Raw genomic sequence first — 15,772 nt, 5'->3', positions numbered from 1 at the left:
GCGCGGCGGCTCAGGCGCCGGAGCCGCCGCCCTCGAACAGCGTCGGGTCGGCGTCCTCCCGGGCGCGCACTCCCAGTCCCGGATGCAGGGCCCCGGCCGGGGGCGTGAGCCCCAGATGCGCCCAGGCCGCCGCCGTGGCCACGCGGCCGCGCGGGGTGCGCGCCACCATTCCCGCGCGCACCAGGAACGGCTCGCAGACCTCCTCGACGGTGGCCGGCTCCTCCCCCACCGCCACGGCGAGGGTGGACACGCCCACCGGTCCGCCGCCGAAACCGCGGACCAGCGCACCCAGCACGGCCCGGTCCAGCCGGTCCAGGCCCAGATCGTCGACGTCGTAGACGGCCAGTGCCGCGCGCGCCCCGCTCAGGTCCACGGTGCCGTCGCCGCGGACCTCGGCGTAGTCCCGGACCCGGCGCAGCAGCCGGTTGGCGATGCGCGGCGTGCCCCTGGACCGTCCGGCCACCTCGGCGGCCGCGTCGTCGGACAGGTCGATCCCCAGGATCGACGCCGACCGGCGCAGCACCCGCACCAGTTCCTCCGGCTCGTAGAACTCCATGTGCGCGGTGAAACCGAAGCGGTCGCGCAGCGGGCCGGTCAGTGCGCCCGAGCGGGTGGTGGCACCGACCAGCGTGAACGGCGCCACGTCGAGCGGGATGGAGGTGGCCCCGGGACCCTTGCCGACCACCACGTCGACCCGGAAGTCCTCCATCGCCAGGTACAGCATCTCCTCGGCGGGTCGGGCGATCCGGTGGATCTCGTCGATGAACAGGACGTCGCCCTCGACGAGGTTGGACAGCATGGCGGCCAGATCCCCGGCGCGTTCGAGCGCCGGGCCGGAGGTGATGCGGATGGCCGCGCCGAGTTCGGCGGCCACGATCATCGCCAGCGAGGTCTTGCCCAGGCCGGGCGGCCCGGACAGCAGGATGTGGTCGGGGGTGCGGCCGCGGTTGCGGGCCGCGTGCAGCACCAGCTCGAGCTGTTCGCGGACCTTGGCCTGACCGATGAAATCGCCGAGGGCCTTGGGCCGCAGGCTGTTGTCCAGTTCCGAGTCGCCCGGCACCGACATCGCCGCCAGCAGCTCGGCGTCGTCGGCCGCGCCGGTCATCCGCGTCGCCCGAGCCCGACGAGCGCGGTGCGCAGCGCCGTCTGGGCATCGGCCTCCGGCTGGTCGGCCAGCACCTTGGCGACGGCCTGGGTGGCGGCGTTCTCGGTGAACCCGAGCCCGATCAGCGCCTCGGTCACCTGGGCGCCGACCGCGGTCACGCCGACGGCGGCGGGGGCCCCGGCCGTCCCGGCGGGTGCGGCGACCTTGTCCCGCAACTCCACCACCAGGCGCTCGGCCACCCGCTTGCCGATGCCGGGCACAGTCTGCAGCGCCTTGACGTCGGAATCGGCCAGGGCGCGCCGCAGGTGGTCGGGCTCGAGCACCGCCAGGGTGGCCATGGCCAGTCGCGGGCCCACCCCGGTGACGGTCTGCAGCACCCCGAACAGCTCGCGCGCGTCCGGATCGGTGAAGCCGTACAAGGTCATCGAGTCCTCGCGGACCACCATGGCCGTCATCAGTCGCACCTGCTCACCGCGCCGCAGGGTGGCCAGCGTGGGCGGGGTGGCCAGCACGCGGTAACCGACACCGGCGCATTCGACCACCGTGTGGTCGAGGGCGATGTCGATGATCTCGCCAGTCACCGAAGAAATCACTGCCCCACCACTTCCTGTCGCACCTGTTCCTGTTGTGCCTGTGTCTGCCGCGCCTGGGCCTGCTGCACCTGCGCCGTGCGCGCCTGCTCCAGGCGACGTCGATGCGCCTCCTGGGCCGCCTTGGCCTTCTCGGCGGCCTCGGCCATCCGGTCGTTGATAGGCCCGCGCCAGCAGTGGCAGATCGCCAACGCCAGCGCGTCGGCGGCATCCGCCGGCTTCGGCGCCTGCTGCATGCCGAGGATCTTGGTCACCATCATGGTGACCTGCGCCTTGTCGGCGCGGCCCGAGCCGGTCACCGCGGCCTTCACCTCGCTGGGCGTGTGAAAGCGCACCGGCAGGTCGTGCTGGGCCGCGGCCAGAGCCACCACGCCGGCCGCCTGCGCGGTGCCCATCGCGGTACTCACCTGCCGCTGCGCGAAGACCCGCTCCACGGCCACCACATCGGGCGAGTGGGTGCGGATCCAGTGCTGGGCCGCCGCATAGATCGCCAGTAGGCGCTCGGGCAGCTCCATGGACGCCGGGGTGCGCACCACGTCGACGTCCAGAGCCACCACCGAGCGGCCGGTCCCGGACTCCACCAGCGCGATACCGCACCTGGTGAGCCCGGGATCCACTCCCATCACCCGCACTGCCGAACTCCTCCGCACTCACGAACAACTGTTCGAGATTCTAGCGCACGGGTGGGACGATCGGCGGGAGCGGCGCGGTCAGTCGTTCTCCAGCTCCGCCAGCACCTCATCGCTGATGTCGACGTTGGAGTACACGTCCTGCACGTCGTCGGAGTCTTCCAGCGCGTCGATCAGCTTGAGCACCTTGCGGGCGCCGTCGACGTCGACCGGCACCTGCACCGAGGCGCGGAAGTCGGGCTCGGCCGAGTCGTAGTCGATCCCGGCCTCCTGCAGCGCCGTCCGCACGGCGACCAGATCGGTCGGCTCGCACACCACCTCGAAGGCCTCGCCGAGGTCGTTGACCTCCTCAGCCCCGGCGTCGAGGACCGCGGTCAGGACGTCGTCCTCGCTGAGATCGGCCTTGGGCAGGGTCACCACGCCCTGGCGGGTGAACAGGTACGCCACCGACCCCGGGTCGGCCATGTTGCCGCCGTTGCGGGTCATGGCGATACGCACCTCGCTGGCCGCGCGGTTGCGGTTGTCGGTGAGGCACTCGATCAGCAGCGCCACGCCGTTGGGGCCGTAGCCCTCGTAGGTGATGTTCTGCCAGTCGGCGCCGCCGGCTTCCTCGCCGGCGCCGCGCTTGCGGGCGCGCTCGATGTTGTCGTTCGGGACCGAGGTCTTCTTGGCCTTCTGGATGGCGTCGAACAGGGTCGGATTGGCGGACGGATCACCGCCACCGGTACGCGCCGCGACCTCGATGTTCTTCACCAGCTTCGCGAACATCTTGCCGCGTTTGGCGTCGATGACCGCCTTCTTGTGCTTGGTGGTGGCCCATTTGGAATGCCCAGCCATGGTGGATTCGCCTTTCTTTAGAGCATCTCGACGAAATACTGGTGAACCCGCAGGTCGCCGGTGACCTCGGGATGGAACGACGTGGCCAGCACATTACCGCCCCGAACCGCGACGATACGCCCCGCGGCGGGTCCGGACGGCACGGTGCCCAGGACCTCGACCCCGGCGCCGACGTCCTCGACCCAGGGGGCTCGGATGAACACGGCCCGCATCGGCTCGGCGCCGGCGGTGTCGGTGATGCCGACCAGGTCCAGGTCGGTTTCAAAGGACTCCACCTGCCGGCCGAACGCGTTGCGGCGCACCGTGATGTCCAGGGCGTCCAGGTGGCGGGCGTCGGCACGGGTGTCCAAGATCCGGGAGGCCAGCAGGATCATCCCCGCGCACGAGCCGTACGCGGGCAGGCCGTCGGCCAGCGCCGCCCGCAACGGCTCGTACAGGTCGAAGACCCCGAGCAGCCTGCTCATGGTGGTCGACTCCCCGCCCGGCAGCACCAGGCCGTCGACGGCCGCGAGCTCGGCGGCGCGCCGCACCGGTACCGCCCGGACCCCGCAGGCGGTCAGGGCCGCCACGTGCTCGCGCACGTCGCCCTGCAGCGCCAGCACGCCGACCGTCCGGCTCACGAGCCGCTTTTCATGATGGAGACCTGATCGGCGGGCACGTTGGAGCGGGTCAGACCCTCCTGGGTCACCGCGGCCACCATGGTGCCGTGCCGATCGAAGATGCGGCCCTGCGTGAGCGCGCGGCCGGCCCCGGCCGACGGCGACGTCTGGTCGTACAGCAGCCAGTCGTCGGTCCGGAACGGGCGCAGGAACCACATCGCGTGGTCCAGCGAGGCCGTCTGGGTCTGCGCGTCCGGGTGCGGTGTCTTCGAGGAACCGAGCAGCGTCATGTCGCTCATGTAGGCCAGGGTGCACACGTGCAGGAGCTGATCGTCCGGCAGGCGGTCGCGATAGCGGAACCACACGCGCTGCTGCGCGGCCAGACCGGGCGCCGTCACCAGCTGGTCGCGCGGCACGATACGAACGTCGAAGTTCTCCCATTCGGCGAACAGATGGCGCTGCGCGTCGGTCATGGTGTCGTTGTCGTCGGGCAGTTCCTCGGGGGCCACCGCCGTCGGCATCCGGTCCTGGTGCTCGATGCCCTCGTCGCCGACGCGATGGAACGACGCCGACATGGAGAAGATCGCTTCCCCGTCCTGGACGCCGGTCACCCGCCGAGTGACGAACGACCGCCCGTCGCGGATCCGATCGACCAGGAACACCGCCGGACGATCGGTCTTGCCCGGGCGCAGGAAGTACCCGTGCAGCGAATGCACCTCGAACTCCGGGGCGACGGTCTTCGTCGCCGAGATCAGCGCCTGCCCGGCCACCTGCCCGCCGAAGGTCCGGCGCAGCGCGCTCGGGAAGACCCCACCGCGGTAGATGTCATTGTCGATCCGCTCGACGGCAAGGATCTCCTCGATTCTGGACACCCGCCGATTATCGCACCCGTCCGCAGGCCGCCGGGGATCGGTAGGTTGAAAACCATGACGGCAAGCACCGACACGTCCCTCGCCCATTCTCTGCAGAAAGTTCTCGACGGCCGGTGGGCCGACACGCGCCGGGTGGTGCGCGAGCACATCCAGGCCGACCGCGTGGTCCCCCGGGCCGGGGTGCCGCTCGACGAGTACCGCGCGCAGATGCTCGAGGCGATGCGCGCCATGGTGCCGCTCGGCTTCCCCGCGCAGGGCTTCACGGCCCCCGACGGGGCGCCCGGCGATCCCGGCGCGGCCATCACCGCGATCGAGACCCTCGGCTACGGCGACCTGTCGCTGATGGTCAAGGCGGGCGTGCAGTGGGGCCTGTTCGGCGGCGCCATCGAGAATCTGGGCACCCGGGAGCACCACCGCGAGTACCTGTCCGGCCTGATCGACCTGGACGTGCTCGGCTGTTTCGCGATGACCGAGACCGGCCACGGCTCGGACGTGCAGCAGTTGGAGACCACCGCCACCTACGACGCCACGACCGGCGAATTCGTCATCGACTCCCCCACCCCGTCGGCCCGCAAGGACTACATCGGCGGGGCCGCAGCGCACGCCCGCTACGCCGCGGTCTTCGCCCAGCTGCGCACCGCTGGTCCCGGCCAGGAGGAGACCGGGCACGGGGTGCACTGCTTCGTGGTGCCCCTGCGCGACGCCGACGGCAACGACCTGCCGGGGGTCACCACCTCCGACTGCGGCTACAAGGGCGGGCTGCCGGGCGTGGACAACGGCCGCATCCTGTTCGACCGGGTCCGGATTCCGCGCACCGCCCTGCTCAACCGGTACGCCGACGTCGCCCCCGACGGCACCTACAGCAGTGCGATCGAGTCGGACAACCGGCGCTTCTTCACGATGTTGGGCACCCTGGTCCGCGGCCGGGTGACCGTGGGAGCGTCCGCCGGTGCGGCCGGTCGCCTGGCGTTGACCCTGGCCGTGAAGTACGCGCTGCACCGGCGACAGTTCGAGGGGCCCGGCGACGGCGGCGAGATGCTGCTGCTGGACTACCGCGCGCACCAGCGGCGGCTGCTGCCCCTGGTAGCGCGGGCCTACGCCTTCGCGCTGGCGCAGAACGAGGTGACGGCGCAGCTGCACGAGGTGCAGTCGGCGCCCGCCGACAGCGTCGACCCCGACGTGATGCGCCGCCTGGAGACGATGGCCGCCGCCATCAAGGTGGGCCACTCGGACCTGGCCTCGCGGGCGGCCATCGAGGCCCGCACCGCCTGCGGCGGGGCCGGGTACATGGCCGAGAACCGACTGCCGCTGATCCGCGACGACCTGGACGTGTTCACCACCTTCGAGGGCGACAACCTGGTGCTGACCCAGCTGGTGGCCAAGCATCTGCTCACCGCGTACGCCGCCGACGTCGACGACCTCGACACCGTCGGCTGGGTCCGCTTCGCCGCGTCCATGGCCCGCGACGTCGCCCTGGAGAAGACCGCCGTCCGACAGATCCTGCAGTCGGTGCGCGACTCCTCCGACGAGTCCCCCGAGGACAGCGACCTCACCGACTACCAGACGCAGCTGGCCCTGCTCGGCGGCCGCGAGGATCATCTGGTCCGCACCGTCGCGGCCCGGATGCGGCGCGCCGGCGACGACGACGTGGACGCCTTCGAGGTGTTCACCCAGACGCAGGATCACCTGATCAAGGCCGGACGCGCCCACATCGATCGGCTGGCCTTGGAGGCCTTCGAGACGGCGATCGACGCCCTCCCCGAAGACGCGCCGCAGCGGGAGGCGTTGGCGCTGGTCCGCGACCTGTTCGTCTATTCCACCCTGGAGGACGACCTCGGCTGGTTCCTGATGCACCGCTTCGTGTCGGTGGAACGGGCCAAGGCCGTCCGCCGCGGCGTCAACGACCTGTGCGAGCGGTTGCGGCCGCTGGCCGACGACCTGGTCGACGCCTTCGGGGTGCCCGCCGTGGCCCTCGAGGTGCCGATGCTGACGTAGGACCGATGCGGCCCCGCGCAGGCGCTAGGCGGCGATGCGCACCAGCACGACGGTGATGTTGTCGTGGCCGCCGCTGTCGAGGGCGCACTCGATGAGGGCCTGCGCGGCCACCTCGAGGTCGCCGTCGGCCGCGGCCACGGCGGCGGCGACCTCGGCGTCGGTCAGTTCACCGTTGAGCCCGTCCGAGCACAGCAGGACCGTGTCGCCGGGCCGCGCGGGAAAGGCGTAGTAGTCGGCCCGCGGCGTGGCCATCCCGGCCCCGAGGGCCCGGGTGATCACGTTGCGCCGCGGATCCACCCGTGCCTGCTCGGGCGTGAGGACACCGCTGTCGACCAGCTCCTGCACCTGCGAATGATCCACGCTCACCGGGCGCAGACGATCCCCGGTCAGCAGGTAGGTACGGGAGTCGCCGATGTTGAACGCCACCCACTGCGGGGCACCGTGCTCGGTGGCCAGCACCACGCCGGTGGCGGTGGTTCCGGCGCGCCGCGCCGAATCGCCCTCCAACGCACCGATCCGCTCCTGGGCCTGCACCAGCAGTCCCTCCAGAGCGCCGGAGGTCTGAGCCAGCGACACCCCGACCGGGGCCGCGGCGAGGGTCACCAGCGCCGCTTCGCTGGCCAGCTCCCCGCTCTCATGACCGCCCATGCCGTCGGCCAGCAGGTACCGGCCGGGCGCGGCGATGGCCGCGTCCTCGTTGGTGGACCGCACCTTTCCGACGTGGCAGGCCACCGCCCATTCCAGACGCAGGCCCTCCACCTCATCGGTACCGGTGGCCGAGGTGTCCCGCAGGATCGCCCCATCCGTCATCGACTCGTCCCCTGTTCGCCGTAGAGCGCGAAATCCGCGAATCACCAGCCGCGCTCAGCCAGCCGGTGCGGCTGCGGAATCTCGTCGACATTGATTCCGACCATCGCCTCGCCGAGTCCGCGCGAGACCTGAGCCAGCACATCGGGATCGTCGTAGAACGTGGTCGCCTTGACGATAGCTGCGGCGCGCTGCTCCGGGTTGCCCGACTTGAAAATTCCCGAGCCGACGAAGACGCCCTCGGCGCCCAGCTGCATCATCATCGCCGCGTCGGCCGGGGTGGCGATGCCGCCCGCGGTGAACAGCGTGACCGGGAGCTTGCCTTCGCGGGCCACCTCGGCGACCAGCTCGTACGGGGCCTGCAGTTCCTTGGCCGCCACGTACAGCTCGTCCTCGGGGAGCGAGCCGAGCCAGCGGATCTGGTCGCGCAGCTTGCGCATGTGAGTGGTGGCGTTGGAGACGTCGCCGGTGCCGGCCTCGCCCTTGGAGCGGATCATCGCCGCGCCCTCGGTGATGCGGCGCAGGGCCTCACCGAGGTTGGTGGCGCCGCAGACGAAGGGCACGGTGAAGGCCCACTTGTCGATGTGGTTGGCGTAGTCGGCCGGGGTCAGCACCTCGGACTCGTCGATGTAGTCCACGCCCAGGCTCTGCAGGATCTGTGCTTCCACGAAGTGGCCGATCCGTGCCTTGGCCATGACCGGGATCGAGACCTGCTCGATGATGCCGTCGATCATGTCCGGGTCGCTCATCCGGGACACGCCGCCCTGGGCCCGGATGTCGGCGGGCACGCGCTCGAGCGCCATCACGGCGACGGCGCCGGCGTCCTCGGCGATCTTGGCCTGCTCCGGGGTCACCACGTCCATGATCACGCCGCCTTTGAGCATCTCGGCCATTCCGCGCTTGACGCGCGCGGTGCCGGTGGCAGTGGCGGTGGTGGTGGGCTCGGTGCTCACGTGGGTGCTCCTGAATGTTCTGCGGGTGCGGCCGACGCCGCCTTCTGGTGACGCCGCCGAAAGCCTAGTGCTCCCTGAGCGCACGCCGTGCGAACAGTATTGCCGATGCCATCGGGAACTGTCTCCGGCGGGTCAGCCGGAACCGACGCGTTCGCTGATCTCGAAATACTCGGGCTGCTGCGCGTGGCCGCCCAGACGCAGGATCCGGACCATTCGACGCGAGGCCAGGGTGCGGGCATCGCGCACGGAGTCGTTGTAGAACCGGCGCGCGATACTCACGCGGGCCTGCGCGTCGGCCAGCTCCGCCGTCAGCGCGGGCGGCCGGTCGGCGAGATCGGTCTGCGCCAGCACCGTGGTGAGGCGGTTCTCAGCGGGCTCGCGGTCGACGGGTGCGGCGTCCTCGGCGCTGTCGGCGGCGGCGGTCAGCGCCGCCGCCAAGGCGGGATCGGCGCTGGTGGACGCGATCGCCCGGGCGACGACGGCGCGCCGATCCAGCGCGGCCAGCAGCGACGCCCGGGCCAGATCGACCCGGATGTTGAGGCGGTTGAGCCTGGTCGCGCGGGTGGCGGCCAGGATCGCCAGCCAAATCAGCGCGCCGCCGACCAGCACCACCGCGGCCGTGAGACCCCAGTCCCCGAGTGTCATCGCGATCCGCTCAATCCGAGACCACCACCGGGCCCGCGCCCAGCGTGACCGATTCGTACACCTTCTCGATCTCGTCGGCCACCCGCGACCAGTCGTACAGGTCGGCGCGTCGACGTCCCCGCTCGATCTGTGCCTGCCGCGCGTCCTCGTCGTCGAGCAGCCCGATCACGGCGTCGGCGAGCGCCACCGGCGAGCCCGTCTCCACCAGCGTGCCGGCCGCGCCTTCGTCGAGGACCCGGCCGAAGGCCACCAGGTCGCTGGCGACCACCGCCGCGCCCGCGGCCATGGCCTCCACCAGCACGATGCCGAAGCTCTCGCCCCCCAGGTTGGGCGCCACGTAGACGTCGGCGCTGCGCAGCGCCCGGGCCTTGGTCCGGTCGTCGACCATGCCGGTGAACTCCAGGTGCCCGGACAGCTCGCCGGCGCGCCGGGTGAGGGCCTTGCCGTCGCCGCCGCCGACCACCAGCACCGTGATGTCCGGGTAGTGCTCGACGATGCGCGGCAGCGCCCGCATCAGGATGTCAATGCCCTTGCGGGGTTCGTCGAAACGGCCGAGGAAGACCAGGGTGCGACCCGGACGCGGGTACCCGTCGAGGGGCTCGGCCTGCGCGAACTGGGCCACGTTGATGCCGTTGGGGATCTCCACCGCGTCGTTGCCGAGCGACTCCATCTGCCAGCGGCGCGCGAGCTCGGACACCGCGATCTTGCCGGTGATCCGTTCCCGGAACTGGCGCAGCATGCCGTCGAACAACGACAGCCACAGCGACTTGGTGGTGGCGGTGTGAAAGGTGGTGACGATGGGCCCGGTGGCGACCATCAGCGACAGCATGGACAGGCTCGGGGCGTTCGGTTCGTGGACGTGCAGGACGTCGAACTCGTTGTCGGCCAACCACTTCCGCAGCCGCCGCAGACCCTTGGGCGAGAAGTTCACCCGGGACACCGAGCCGTTGTACGGGATCGCCAGCGCCGGTCCGGCGGAGTCGACGTAGTCGGGCAGATCGGTGTCCAGCGCGGCCGGGGCCAGCACCCGCACCGTGTGGCCGCGGCTGATGAAGACCTCGGCCAGCTCGACCACGTGCGCCTGCACACCGCCCGGCACGTCGAACGAGTACGGGCAGATCATCCCGATCTTCATGCCAACCGCTCCCGGCGGGCGGCCGACCAGTCGGCCTCCCACAGCGGCTGCAGCATGTGCCAGTCGGCGGGGGCGGTGGCGATGCCCGCGGCGAAGGCGTCGGCCAGCCGCTGCGTGGTGGCGGCCACCTCGTCCACCTCGATGGGCGTGAGGACCATCTTGGAGGTGTGCGCGTCCGGATAGCTGTGGTGCACGGCCACCAGGGTCGCGCCGGTGGAGACCGCGAGCTTGGCCGGACCGGCCGGGATGCGCGTGGTCTCGCCGAAGAAGGTCACCGGGACGCCGTGGTCGGACAGATCGCGGTCGCCCATCAGGCAGACGATGCCGCCGGCGCGCAGACGTTGGGCGAGGATCTCGAACGGCGGCTGCTCGCCGCCGGTCAGCGGGAACACCTCGAAGCCGAGCGACTCGCGATAGGCCACGAACTGGTTGAACAGCGATTCCGGCTTGAGGCGTTCGGCCACCGTGGAGAACTGGCCGTGGTGGGCCACCAGCCACACCCCGCAGGTGTCCCAGTTGCCCGAGTGCGGCAGCGCGAAGATCAGGCCGCGCCCGCCGGTGGCGAGTTCGTCCACCAGCGCACGGTCCTCGTCGGACATGAGGGTGGCGGCCACGATCTCGGCCGGGTCGGTGCTGGGCAGCCGGAAGGCCTCCCGCCAGTACCGCGCATAGGACTGCAGGGACTGCTCCACGAGGGCGTCGGGCACCTGCTCGGGCGTGGTGCCGATGACCCGCGAGAGGTTCTTGCGCAGCTGTTCGGGGCCGCCGCCGCGGGCGGCCAGCGAACCGACGACGTCGAAACCGCGACGGGCCCACGACTCCGGGGCGTGCCGCACGGCCGCCCATCCGGCGCGATAGCCCAGATCGGCCAGACGCTCCTGCCAGGCCGCCATCAGGGGGTCTCCACGTCGTCGGCGACGGGTGCACCCGACATGGGGATCAGCTCCCGGGCGCCGGGCGAGGTGTAGATCGACCACATCCGCTGCCCCACGGTGATCACGCTGGCGACCGCGAGCACCCACATCGCGACGTGGATCGCCCACGTCAGGTGCAGGCCGGGCATGCCGGTGAAGCCCGCGCCCACCAGGACGATGATGAGCCGTTCGGGCCGCTCGATCAGGCCGCCGTCGCCCTGCAGGCCCGCGGCCTCCGCGCGCGCCTTGGCGTAGGAGATCACCTGCGAGGTGACCAGGCAGATCAGGGTGGCGATCAGCAGCAGCGAGTGCGGCCGCACCACCGCGGCCCAGTAGGCCAGGGCGCCGAAGATGGCGCCGTCGGCGATGCGATCGCAGGTGGCGTCGAGCACCGACCCGAAACGGGTGCCGCCGCCGCGGGCGCGGGCCATCGCGCCGTCGACCATGTCGACCATCACGAACGCCCAGCACACGACGGCGCCGGCGAACAGATAGCCCTGCGAGAACAGGCCGATCGCCGCGGCGACCGTGGCCACCGTGCCGATCAGGGTCATCGCATCCGGGGTGAGACCGAGGCGCAGCAGGAACCGGCCCAGCGGGTCGGTCACCTTGGAGACGACGATGCGCCCTTTGAAACTGATCACTCCCGCTCCCCCAGCGCCTTCCAGGCCTCGGCCAGCAGCGCGCGCGTGTCCTGCAGCAGCTGCGGGATCACCTTGGTGCCCCCGACGACGGTGATGAAGTTCGCGTCGCCGGTCCAGCGCGGCACGATGTGCTGGTGCAGGTGCTCCGACAGCGAGCCGCCGGCGGCGGCCCCGAGGTTGAGGCCCACGTTGAAGGCGTTCGGGTTGGACACCGACTTGATGGTGCGGACGGTGAGCTGGGTGAACTCCATCAGCTCGGCCGACTCGGCCGGGGTGAGGTCTTCCAGGTCGGCCACCTGGCGGTACGGGACCACCATCGTGTGACCGGGGTTGTACGGGTACAGGTTCAGCACCGCGTACACGCTCTCGCCGCGCGCGATGATGAGACCCTCCTCGTCGCTCATCCGCGGAATGTCCAGGAACGGGTGCCCGCTGAGGGTCTCGCCGTCGCTGGTGGTCCGCGGCGGCGCCGCGGTGATGTAGCTCATCCGATGCGGTGTCCACAACCGCTGTAGCGGGTCGCTCATCGGCGCTTCCTGGCCACCTCGAGCATGGCGCCCATCGTCTCGGCGGTCGGCGAGTCGTTGCGGCGCGACTCCTCCCATTCGTCGATCGCGACGATGGCCTCGTCCACCGGCACGCCGTTGAGCTGGGTGCCGTCCCGGAAGCGGAAGCTCACCGCGCCCGCCTCCACGTCGCGCTCGCCGGCCAGCAGCATGAACGGCACCTTGGCGGTGGTGTGGTTGCGGATCTTCTTCTGCATCCGGTCGTCGGAGTGGTCCACCTCGGCGCGGACGCGTCGTCCCTTGAGCCGGTGCACCACCGACTCCAGGTGCGGGGCGAAGGCCTCGGCCACCGGGATACCGACCACCTGGACCGGCGCCAGCCACACCGGGAACGCGCCGCCGTAGTGCTCGGTGAGCACGCCGAAGAAACGCTCGATGGACCCGAACAGCGCGCGGTGGATCATCACCGGGCGCTTCTTGGTGCCGTCGGAGGCGGTGTACTCGAGGTCGAAGAGCTCCGGCAGGAAGAAGTCGAGCTGGATGGTCGACATCTGCCAGGTGCGTCCGAGTGCGTCCTTGACCTGCACCGAGACCTTGGGGCCGTAGAAGGCCGCGCCGCCCGGATCGGGCACCAGCTCCAGGCCGGAGGCCTCGGCGACGCCGCGCAGGGTTTCGGTGGCCTCATCCCACAGTTCGTCGGTGCCGACGTACTTCTCCGGATCCTTGGTGCTCAGCTCCAGGTAGAAGTCGTCCAGGCCGTAGTCCTTGAGCAGCTGCAGCACAAAGGTCAGGGTGGTGCCCAGTTCCTCGACCACCTGCTCCTGCGTGCAGTAGATGTGGGCGTCGTCCTGGGTGAAGCCGCGGGCCCGCGTCAGGCCGTGCACCACGCCGGACTTCTCGTACCGGTACACCGCACCGAACTCGAACAGGCGCAGCGGCAGCTCCCGATAGCTGCGGCCCCGCGAGTTGAAGATGAGGTTGTGCATCGGGCAGTTCATCGGCTTGACGTAGTAGTCCTGGCCGGGCTTGCGGAGCGTGCCGTCCTCGTTGTACTCCGCATCCAGGTGCATCGGCGGGAACATCCCGTCGGCGTACCACTCGAGATGCTTGGAGGTCTCGAACAGCTGACCCTTGGTCAGGTGCGGGGTGTTGACGAATTCGTACCCGGCCGCGGCGTGCTGCTCACGCGAGTAGTCCTCCATCTCGCGGCGGATGATGCCGCCCTTGGGGTGGAACACCGGCAGGCCCGAACCCAGCTCGTCGGGGAAGCTGAACAGGTCCAGCTCGCTGCCCAGGCGACGGTGGTCGCGCTTCTCGGCCTCGGCCAGCAGGTCCAGGTAGGCGTCCATGGCCTCGGTGGACTCCCAGGCGGTGCCGTACACGCGCTGCAGGTCGGCCAGGCTCTGATCGCCGCGCCAGTAGGCCGCCGAGCTGCGGGTCAGGGTGAACGCCGGAATGTACTTGGTGGTGGGCACGTGCGGCCCGCGGCACAGGTCGCTCCAGATCACGTCGCCGGTGCGCGGATTCACGTTGTCGTAGGCGGTCAGCTCGCCGCCCCCGACCTCCATGATCTCGTCGTCGTCGGCGGCGCCCTTGTCGTCGATCAGTTCCAGCTTGTAGGGCTCGCCGGCCAGTTCGGCGCGGGCGGCGTCCTTGCTCTCGTACACGCGACGGGAGAAGCGCTGACCGGACTTGATGATCTGCTTCATCTTCTTCTCGAGGGCCCGCAGGTCCTCGGGAGTGAACGGCTCGGCGACGTCGAAGTCGTAGTAGAAGCCGTCCTTGACGGGCGGGCCGATGCCCAGCTTGGCGTCCGGGTTGACGGCCTGCACGGCCTGCGCCAGCACGTGTGCCGCCGAGTGCCGGATCACGCTGCGGCCGGCCTCGGAATCGGCCGGCACCGGCGCGACGTCGGTGTCCACCGTCGGCGCCCACGCCAGATCGCGCAGAGTGCCGTCGGCCTCGGCGACCACGACGACGGCCTGCGGGCCCTTGTTCGGCAGATCCAGCTCACGCATGGCTTCGCCCGCGGTGGTGCCGGCCGGGACCCGGAACGATTCCGGTAGTGCGACTCGGTCGGGCGCGGCTTGGTCGGGCACGGCGGGGACTCCTCGGTGTACTTCGCGATCGGGGTTCAGCGACGATCGGCGATCAGCTTCGGTCAGGACGGCCTCGTCGGTGCGACGACGTCGTTCGGCTTGAATCGTATCGGGTCGGCTCGCGCAGTCCACCACAGCGTGACCCCCAGCGTTGCGAGAAACACCCAAAGGTACGAGCCGCCGTCGATCACACCGAGCACCCGGCCCCAGACGTCGTGGTCGGGCGGCCAGAACAGTCGGTAGCTGCCGAAGCGCCACCGGGCGACGTCGCCCTCCACCGCCCGCACCCGCCACGAGTAGCCCACGGCGACCACCGCGGCCGGCGCCAGCCACCACAGCCAGGTCCACGGCCGGTCCCGGCGCGCGGCGTCGACCGCCTGCACCAGGGCGATCACCAGCAGCGGCACCAGCCAGATCCAATGATGGCCCCAGGAGAACGGTGACACCGCGCACGCGGTGAGGCCGGTGAGGGTGATCGCCAGCATCTCGGCGCCGGCCCGATGGGCGCGCCACGCGCCGTACAGCCCCAGCGCCGCCAGTACCGCCCCCACCGGCAACCACAGCCAGGTGGGCGCCTGCCACACCCCCACTGTCCCGAGCCGGGCGAAGAAGCCGTTGAACGACTGGTTGGCCACCGCGTCGACCGGCCCGATCCGGGAGGTGTCGCGTCCGATGCCGCTCCAGAACTCGACGGCCTGATCCCGGAGCACCACCAGCCCGATCAGCACGGTCAGGGCGAACACACCCACCGCGGTCGCCGCCGCGCGCCACTGCCGGGTGACCGCCAGATAGCCGACGAAGAACAGCGGGGTGAGCTTGATGCCCGCGGCCAGTCCCACCCCGAGGCCGCGCCAACGCCCCAGCGGCAGCGTGAGGCACCCGACGACGAGGACCGCCAAGACCAGGTTGATCTGACCGTTCCAGATGGTGGTGCGGACCGGTTCGAGCACGGTGACGGCCACCGTGAGCGCGGCAACGGTGAGCCAGAAGCGCCCGTCGCGGCGGAACCGGAGCGCCCGCAGGGTCAGGAAGATCAGCAGCACCAGGCAGAGCACGTTGACCGCGTTCATCAGCCGGAACGCCTCGTACGGTCCGAGCAGGCCCAACGGGACCATCACCAGCGCCGCGAACGGCGGATAGGTGAACTGCCACATCTTGTAGACGGGTTCGCTGTACAGCGGCGTGTCGTGCAGGACGGCCAGGGCGCCGCCGCGATAGACCTTCGTGTCGATGCCGTTGGTGAACAAGCCGTAGCCGGGCTCGGTGATCGGCACGGCCCACAGATGCCAGGCGATCGCCGCCACGGCCAGGACGCACGAGACCGCCACCGTTCCGGTGGCGATCGATCGGAGGCGCGGCGCGCCCGAGTCCTCGTGCACGAGGCGAGATTACGCCCGGCGCCCCCGCGTCGGGGCGGGGCGCGCCGGACCGACGGTGCGCCG

At 70.8% G+C, this 15,772-nt stretch carries 16 protein-coding genes; 1 reads left to right on the top strand and 15 read right to left on the bottom strand.

The window, feature by feature from the left end; genetic code table 11:
• Positions 1 to 10: 10 nt before the first annotated feature.
• The 6 genes from ruvB to ACFFJD_RS10810 form a co-directional block, all read right to left on the bottom strand.
• Entirely contained in the window at positions 11 to 1,105 is a 1,095-nt protein-coding gene (gene ruvB, locus ACFFJD_RS10835; protein ID WP_382363946.1) for a Holliday junction branch migration DNA helicase RuvB, read from the bottom strand.
• Complete coding sequence (gene ruvA, locus ACFFJD_RS10830) at positions 1,102 to 1,698, bottom strand: Holliday junction branch migration protein RuvA (RefSeq protein ID WP_382363944.1); 597 nt, start codon at positions 1,696 to 1,698, stop codon at positions 1,102 to 1,104. Before ruvA ends, ruvB begins: the two co-directional genes overlap by 4 nt.
• Positions 1,695 to 2,327, bottom strand: a complete 633-nt coding sequence (ruvC, locus tag ACFFJD_RS10825) for a crossover junction endodeoxyribonuclease RuvC (protein WP_382363942.1) — start codon at positions 2,325 to 2,327, stop codon at positions 1,695 to 1,697. Before ruvC ends, ruvA begins: the two co-directional genes overlap by 4 nt.
• Before the next feature lie 78 nt (positions 2,328 to 2,405).
• On the bottom strand, positions 2,406 to 3,161 hold the full coding sequence (locus ACFFJD_RS10820) for a YebC/PmpR family DNA-binding transcriptional regulator (RefSeq protein ID WP_382363940.1): 756 nt from the start codon (positions 3,159 to 3,161) through the stop codon (positions 2,406 to 2,408).
• Positions 3,162 to 3,178: 17 nt separating this feature from the next.
• Positions 3,179 to 3,781, bottom strand: coding sequence for a pyridoxal 5'-phosphate synthase glutaminase subunit PdxT (gene pdxT / locus ACFFJD_RS10815; protein WP_382363938.1), 603 nt, complete (start codon positions 3,779 to 3,781; stop codon positions 3,179 to 3,181).
• On the bottom strand, positions 3,778 to 4,632 hold the full coding sequence (locus tag ACFFJD_RS10810; protein ID WP_382363936.1) for an acyl-CoA thioesterase: 855 nt from the start codon (positions 4,630 to 4,632) through the stop codon (positions 3,778 to 3,780). The genes pdxT and ACFFJD_RS10810 overlap by 4 nt, the downstream gene beginning before the upstream one ends.
• A gap of 54 nt (positions 4,633 to 4,686) precedes the next feature.
• On the opposite strand from ACFFJD_RS10810, the gene ACFFJD_RS10805 reads away from it, so the two are divergent.
• Positions 4,687 to 6,627, top strand: coding sequence for an acyl-CoA dehydrogenase family protein (locus tag ACFFJD_RS10805; protein WP_382363935.1), 1,941 nt, complete (start codon positions 4,687 to 4,689; stop codon positions 6,625 to 6,627).
• 24 nt (positions 6,628 to 6,651) lie between these two features.
• Here the strand turns inward: ACFFJD_RS10805 and ACFFJD_RS10800 are convergent, their stop codons facing one another.
• The 9 genes from ACFFJD_RS10800 to ACFFJD_RS10760 form a co-directional block, all read right to left on the bottom strand.
• The gene (locus ACFFJD_RS10800) at positions 6,652 to 7,437 is read right to left on the bottom strand and encodes a PP2C family protein-serine/threonine phosphatase (protein WP_382363933.1); all 786 of its coding nucleotides are present in this window, start codon (positions 7,435 to 7,437) and stop codon (positions 6,652 to 6,654) included.
• A gap of 41 nt (positions 7,438 to 7,478) precedes the next feature.
• On the bottom strand, positions 7,479 to 8,387 hold the full coding sequence (gene pdxS / locus ACFFJD_RS10795; protein ID WP_382363931.1) for a pyridoxal 5'-phosphate synthase lyase subunit PdxS: 909 nt from the start codon (positions 8,385 to 8,387) through the stop codon (positions 7,479 to 7,481).
• 132 nt (positions 8,388 to 8,519) lie between these two features.
• Positions 8,520 to 9,032, bottom strand: coding sequence for a LemA family protein (locus ACFFJD_RS10790; protein WP_382363929.1), 513 nt, complete (start codon positions 9,030 to 9,032; stop codon positions 8,520 to 8,522).
• Positions 9,033 to 9,042: 10 nt separating this feature from the next.
• Positions 9,043 to 10,167: a glycosyltransferase family 4 protein gene (locus ACFFJD_RS10785; protein WP_382363927.1), complete on the bottom strand. Its 1,125-nt coding sequence runs from the start codon at positions 10,165 to 10,167 to the stop codon at positions 9,043 to 9,045.
• Positions 10,164 to 11,060, bottom strand: a complete 897-nt coding sequence (locus ACFFJD_RS10780) for a phosphatidylinositol mannoside acyltransferase (RefSeq protein ID WP_382363925.1) — start codon at positions 11,058 to 11,060, stop codon at positions 10,164 to 10,166. Before ACFFJD_RS10780 ends, ACFFJD_RS10785 begins: the two co-directional genes overlap by 4 nt.
• Positions 11,060 to 11,725: a phosphatidylinositol phosphate synthase gene (pgsA, locus tag ACFFJD_RS10775; RefSeq protein WP_382363923.1), complete on the bottom strand. Its 666-nt coding sequence runs from the start codon at positions 11,723 to 11,725 to the stop codon at positions 11,060 to 11,062. The genes ACFFJD_RS10780 and pgsA overlap by 1 nt, the downstream gene beginning before the upstream one ends.
• The gene (locus ACFFJD_RS10770; protein WP_382363921.1) at positions 11,722 to 12,252 is read right to left on the bottom strand and encodes an ATP adenylyltransferase; all 531 of its coding nucleotides are present in this window, start codon (positions 12,250 to 12,252) and stop codon (positions 11,722 to 11,724) included. Before ACFFJD_RS10770 ends, pgsA begins: the two co-directional genes overlap by 4 nt.
• Positions 12,249 to 14,330, bottom strand: coding sequence for a threonine--tRNA ligase (gene thrS / locus ACFFJD_RS10765; RefSeq protein WP_382363919.1), 2,082 nt, complete (start codon positions 14,328 to 14,330; stop codon positions 12,249 to 12,251). The genes ACFFJD_RS10770 and thrS overlap by 4 nt, the downstream gene beginning before the upstream one ends.
• A 62-nt stretch (positions 14,331 to 14,392) precedes the next feature.
• The gene (locus tag ACFFJD_RS10760) at positions 14,393 to 15,709 is read right to left on the bottom strand and encodes a glycosyltransferase 87 family protein (protein WP_382363917.1); all 1,317 of its coding nucleotides are present in this window, start codon (positions 15,707 to 15,709) and stop codon (positions 14,393 to 14,395) included.
• Between the last annotated feature and the right edge of the window lie 63 nt (positions 15,710 to 15,772).

The sequence above is a fragment of the Gordonia phosphorivorans genome (assembly GCF_042432625.1).
Classification (GTDB): domain Bacteria; phylum Actinomycetota; class Actinomycetes; order Mycobacteriales; family Mycobacteriaceae; genus Gordonia; species Gordonia phosphorivorans.
This window is presented reverse-complemented; position numbering and strand designations above follow the sequence as displayed.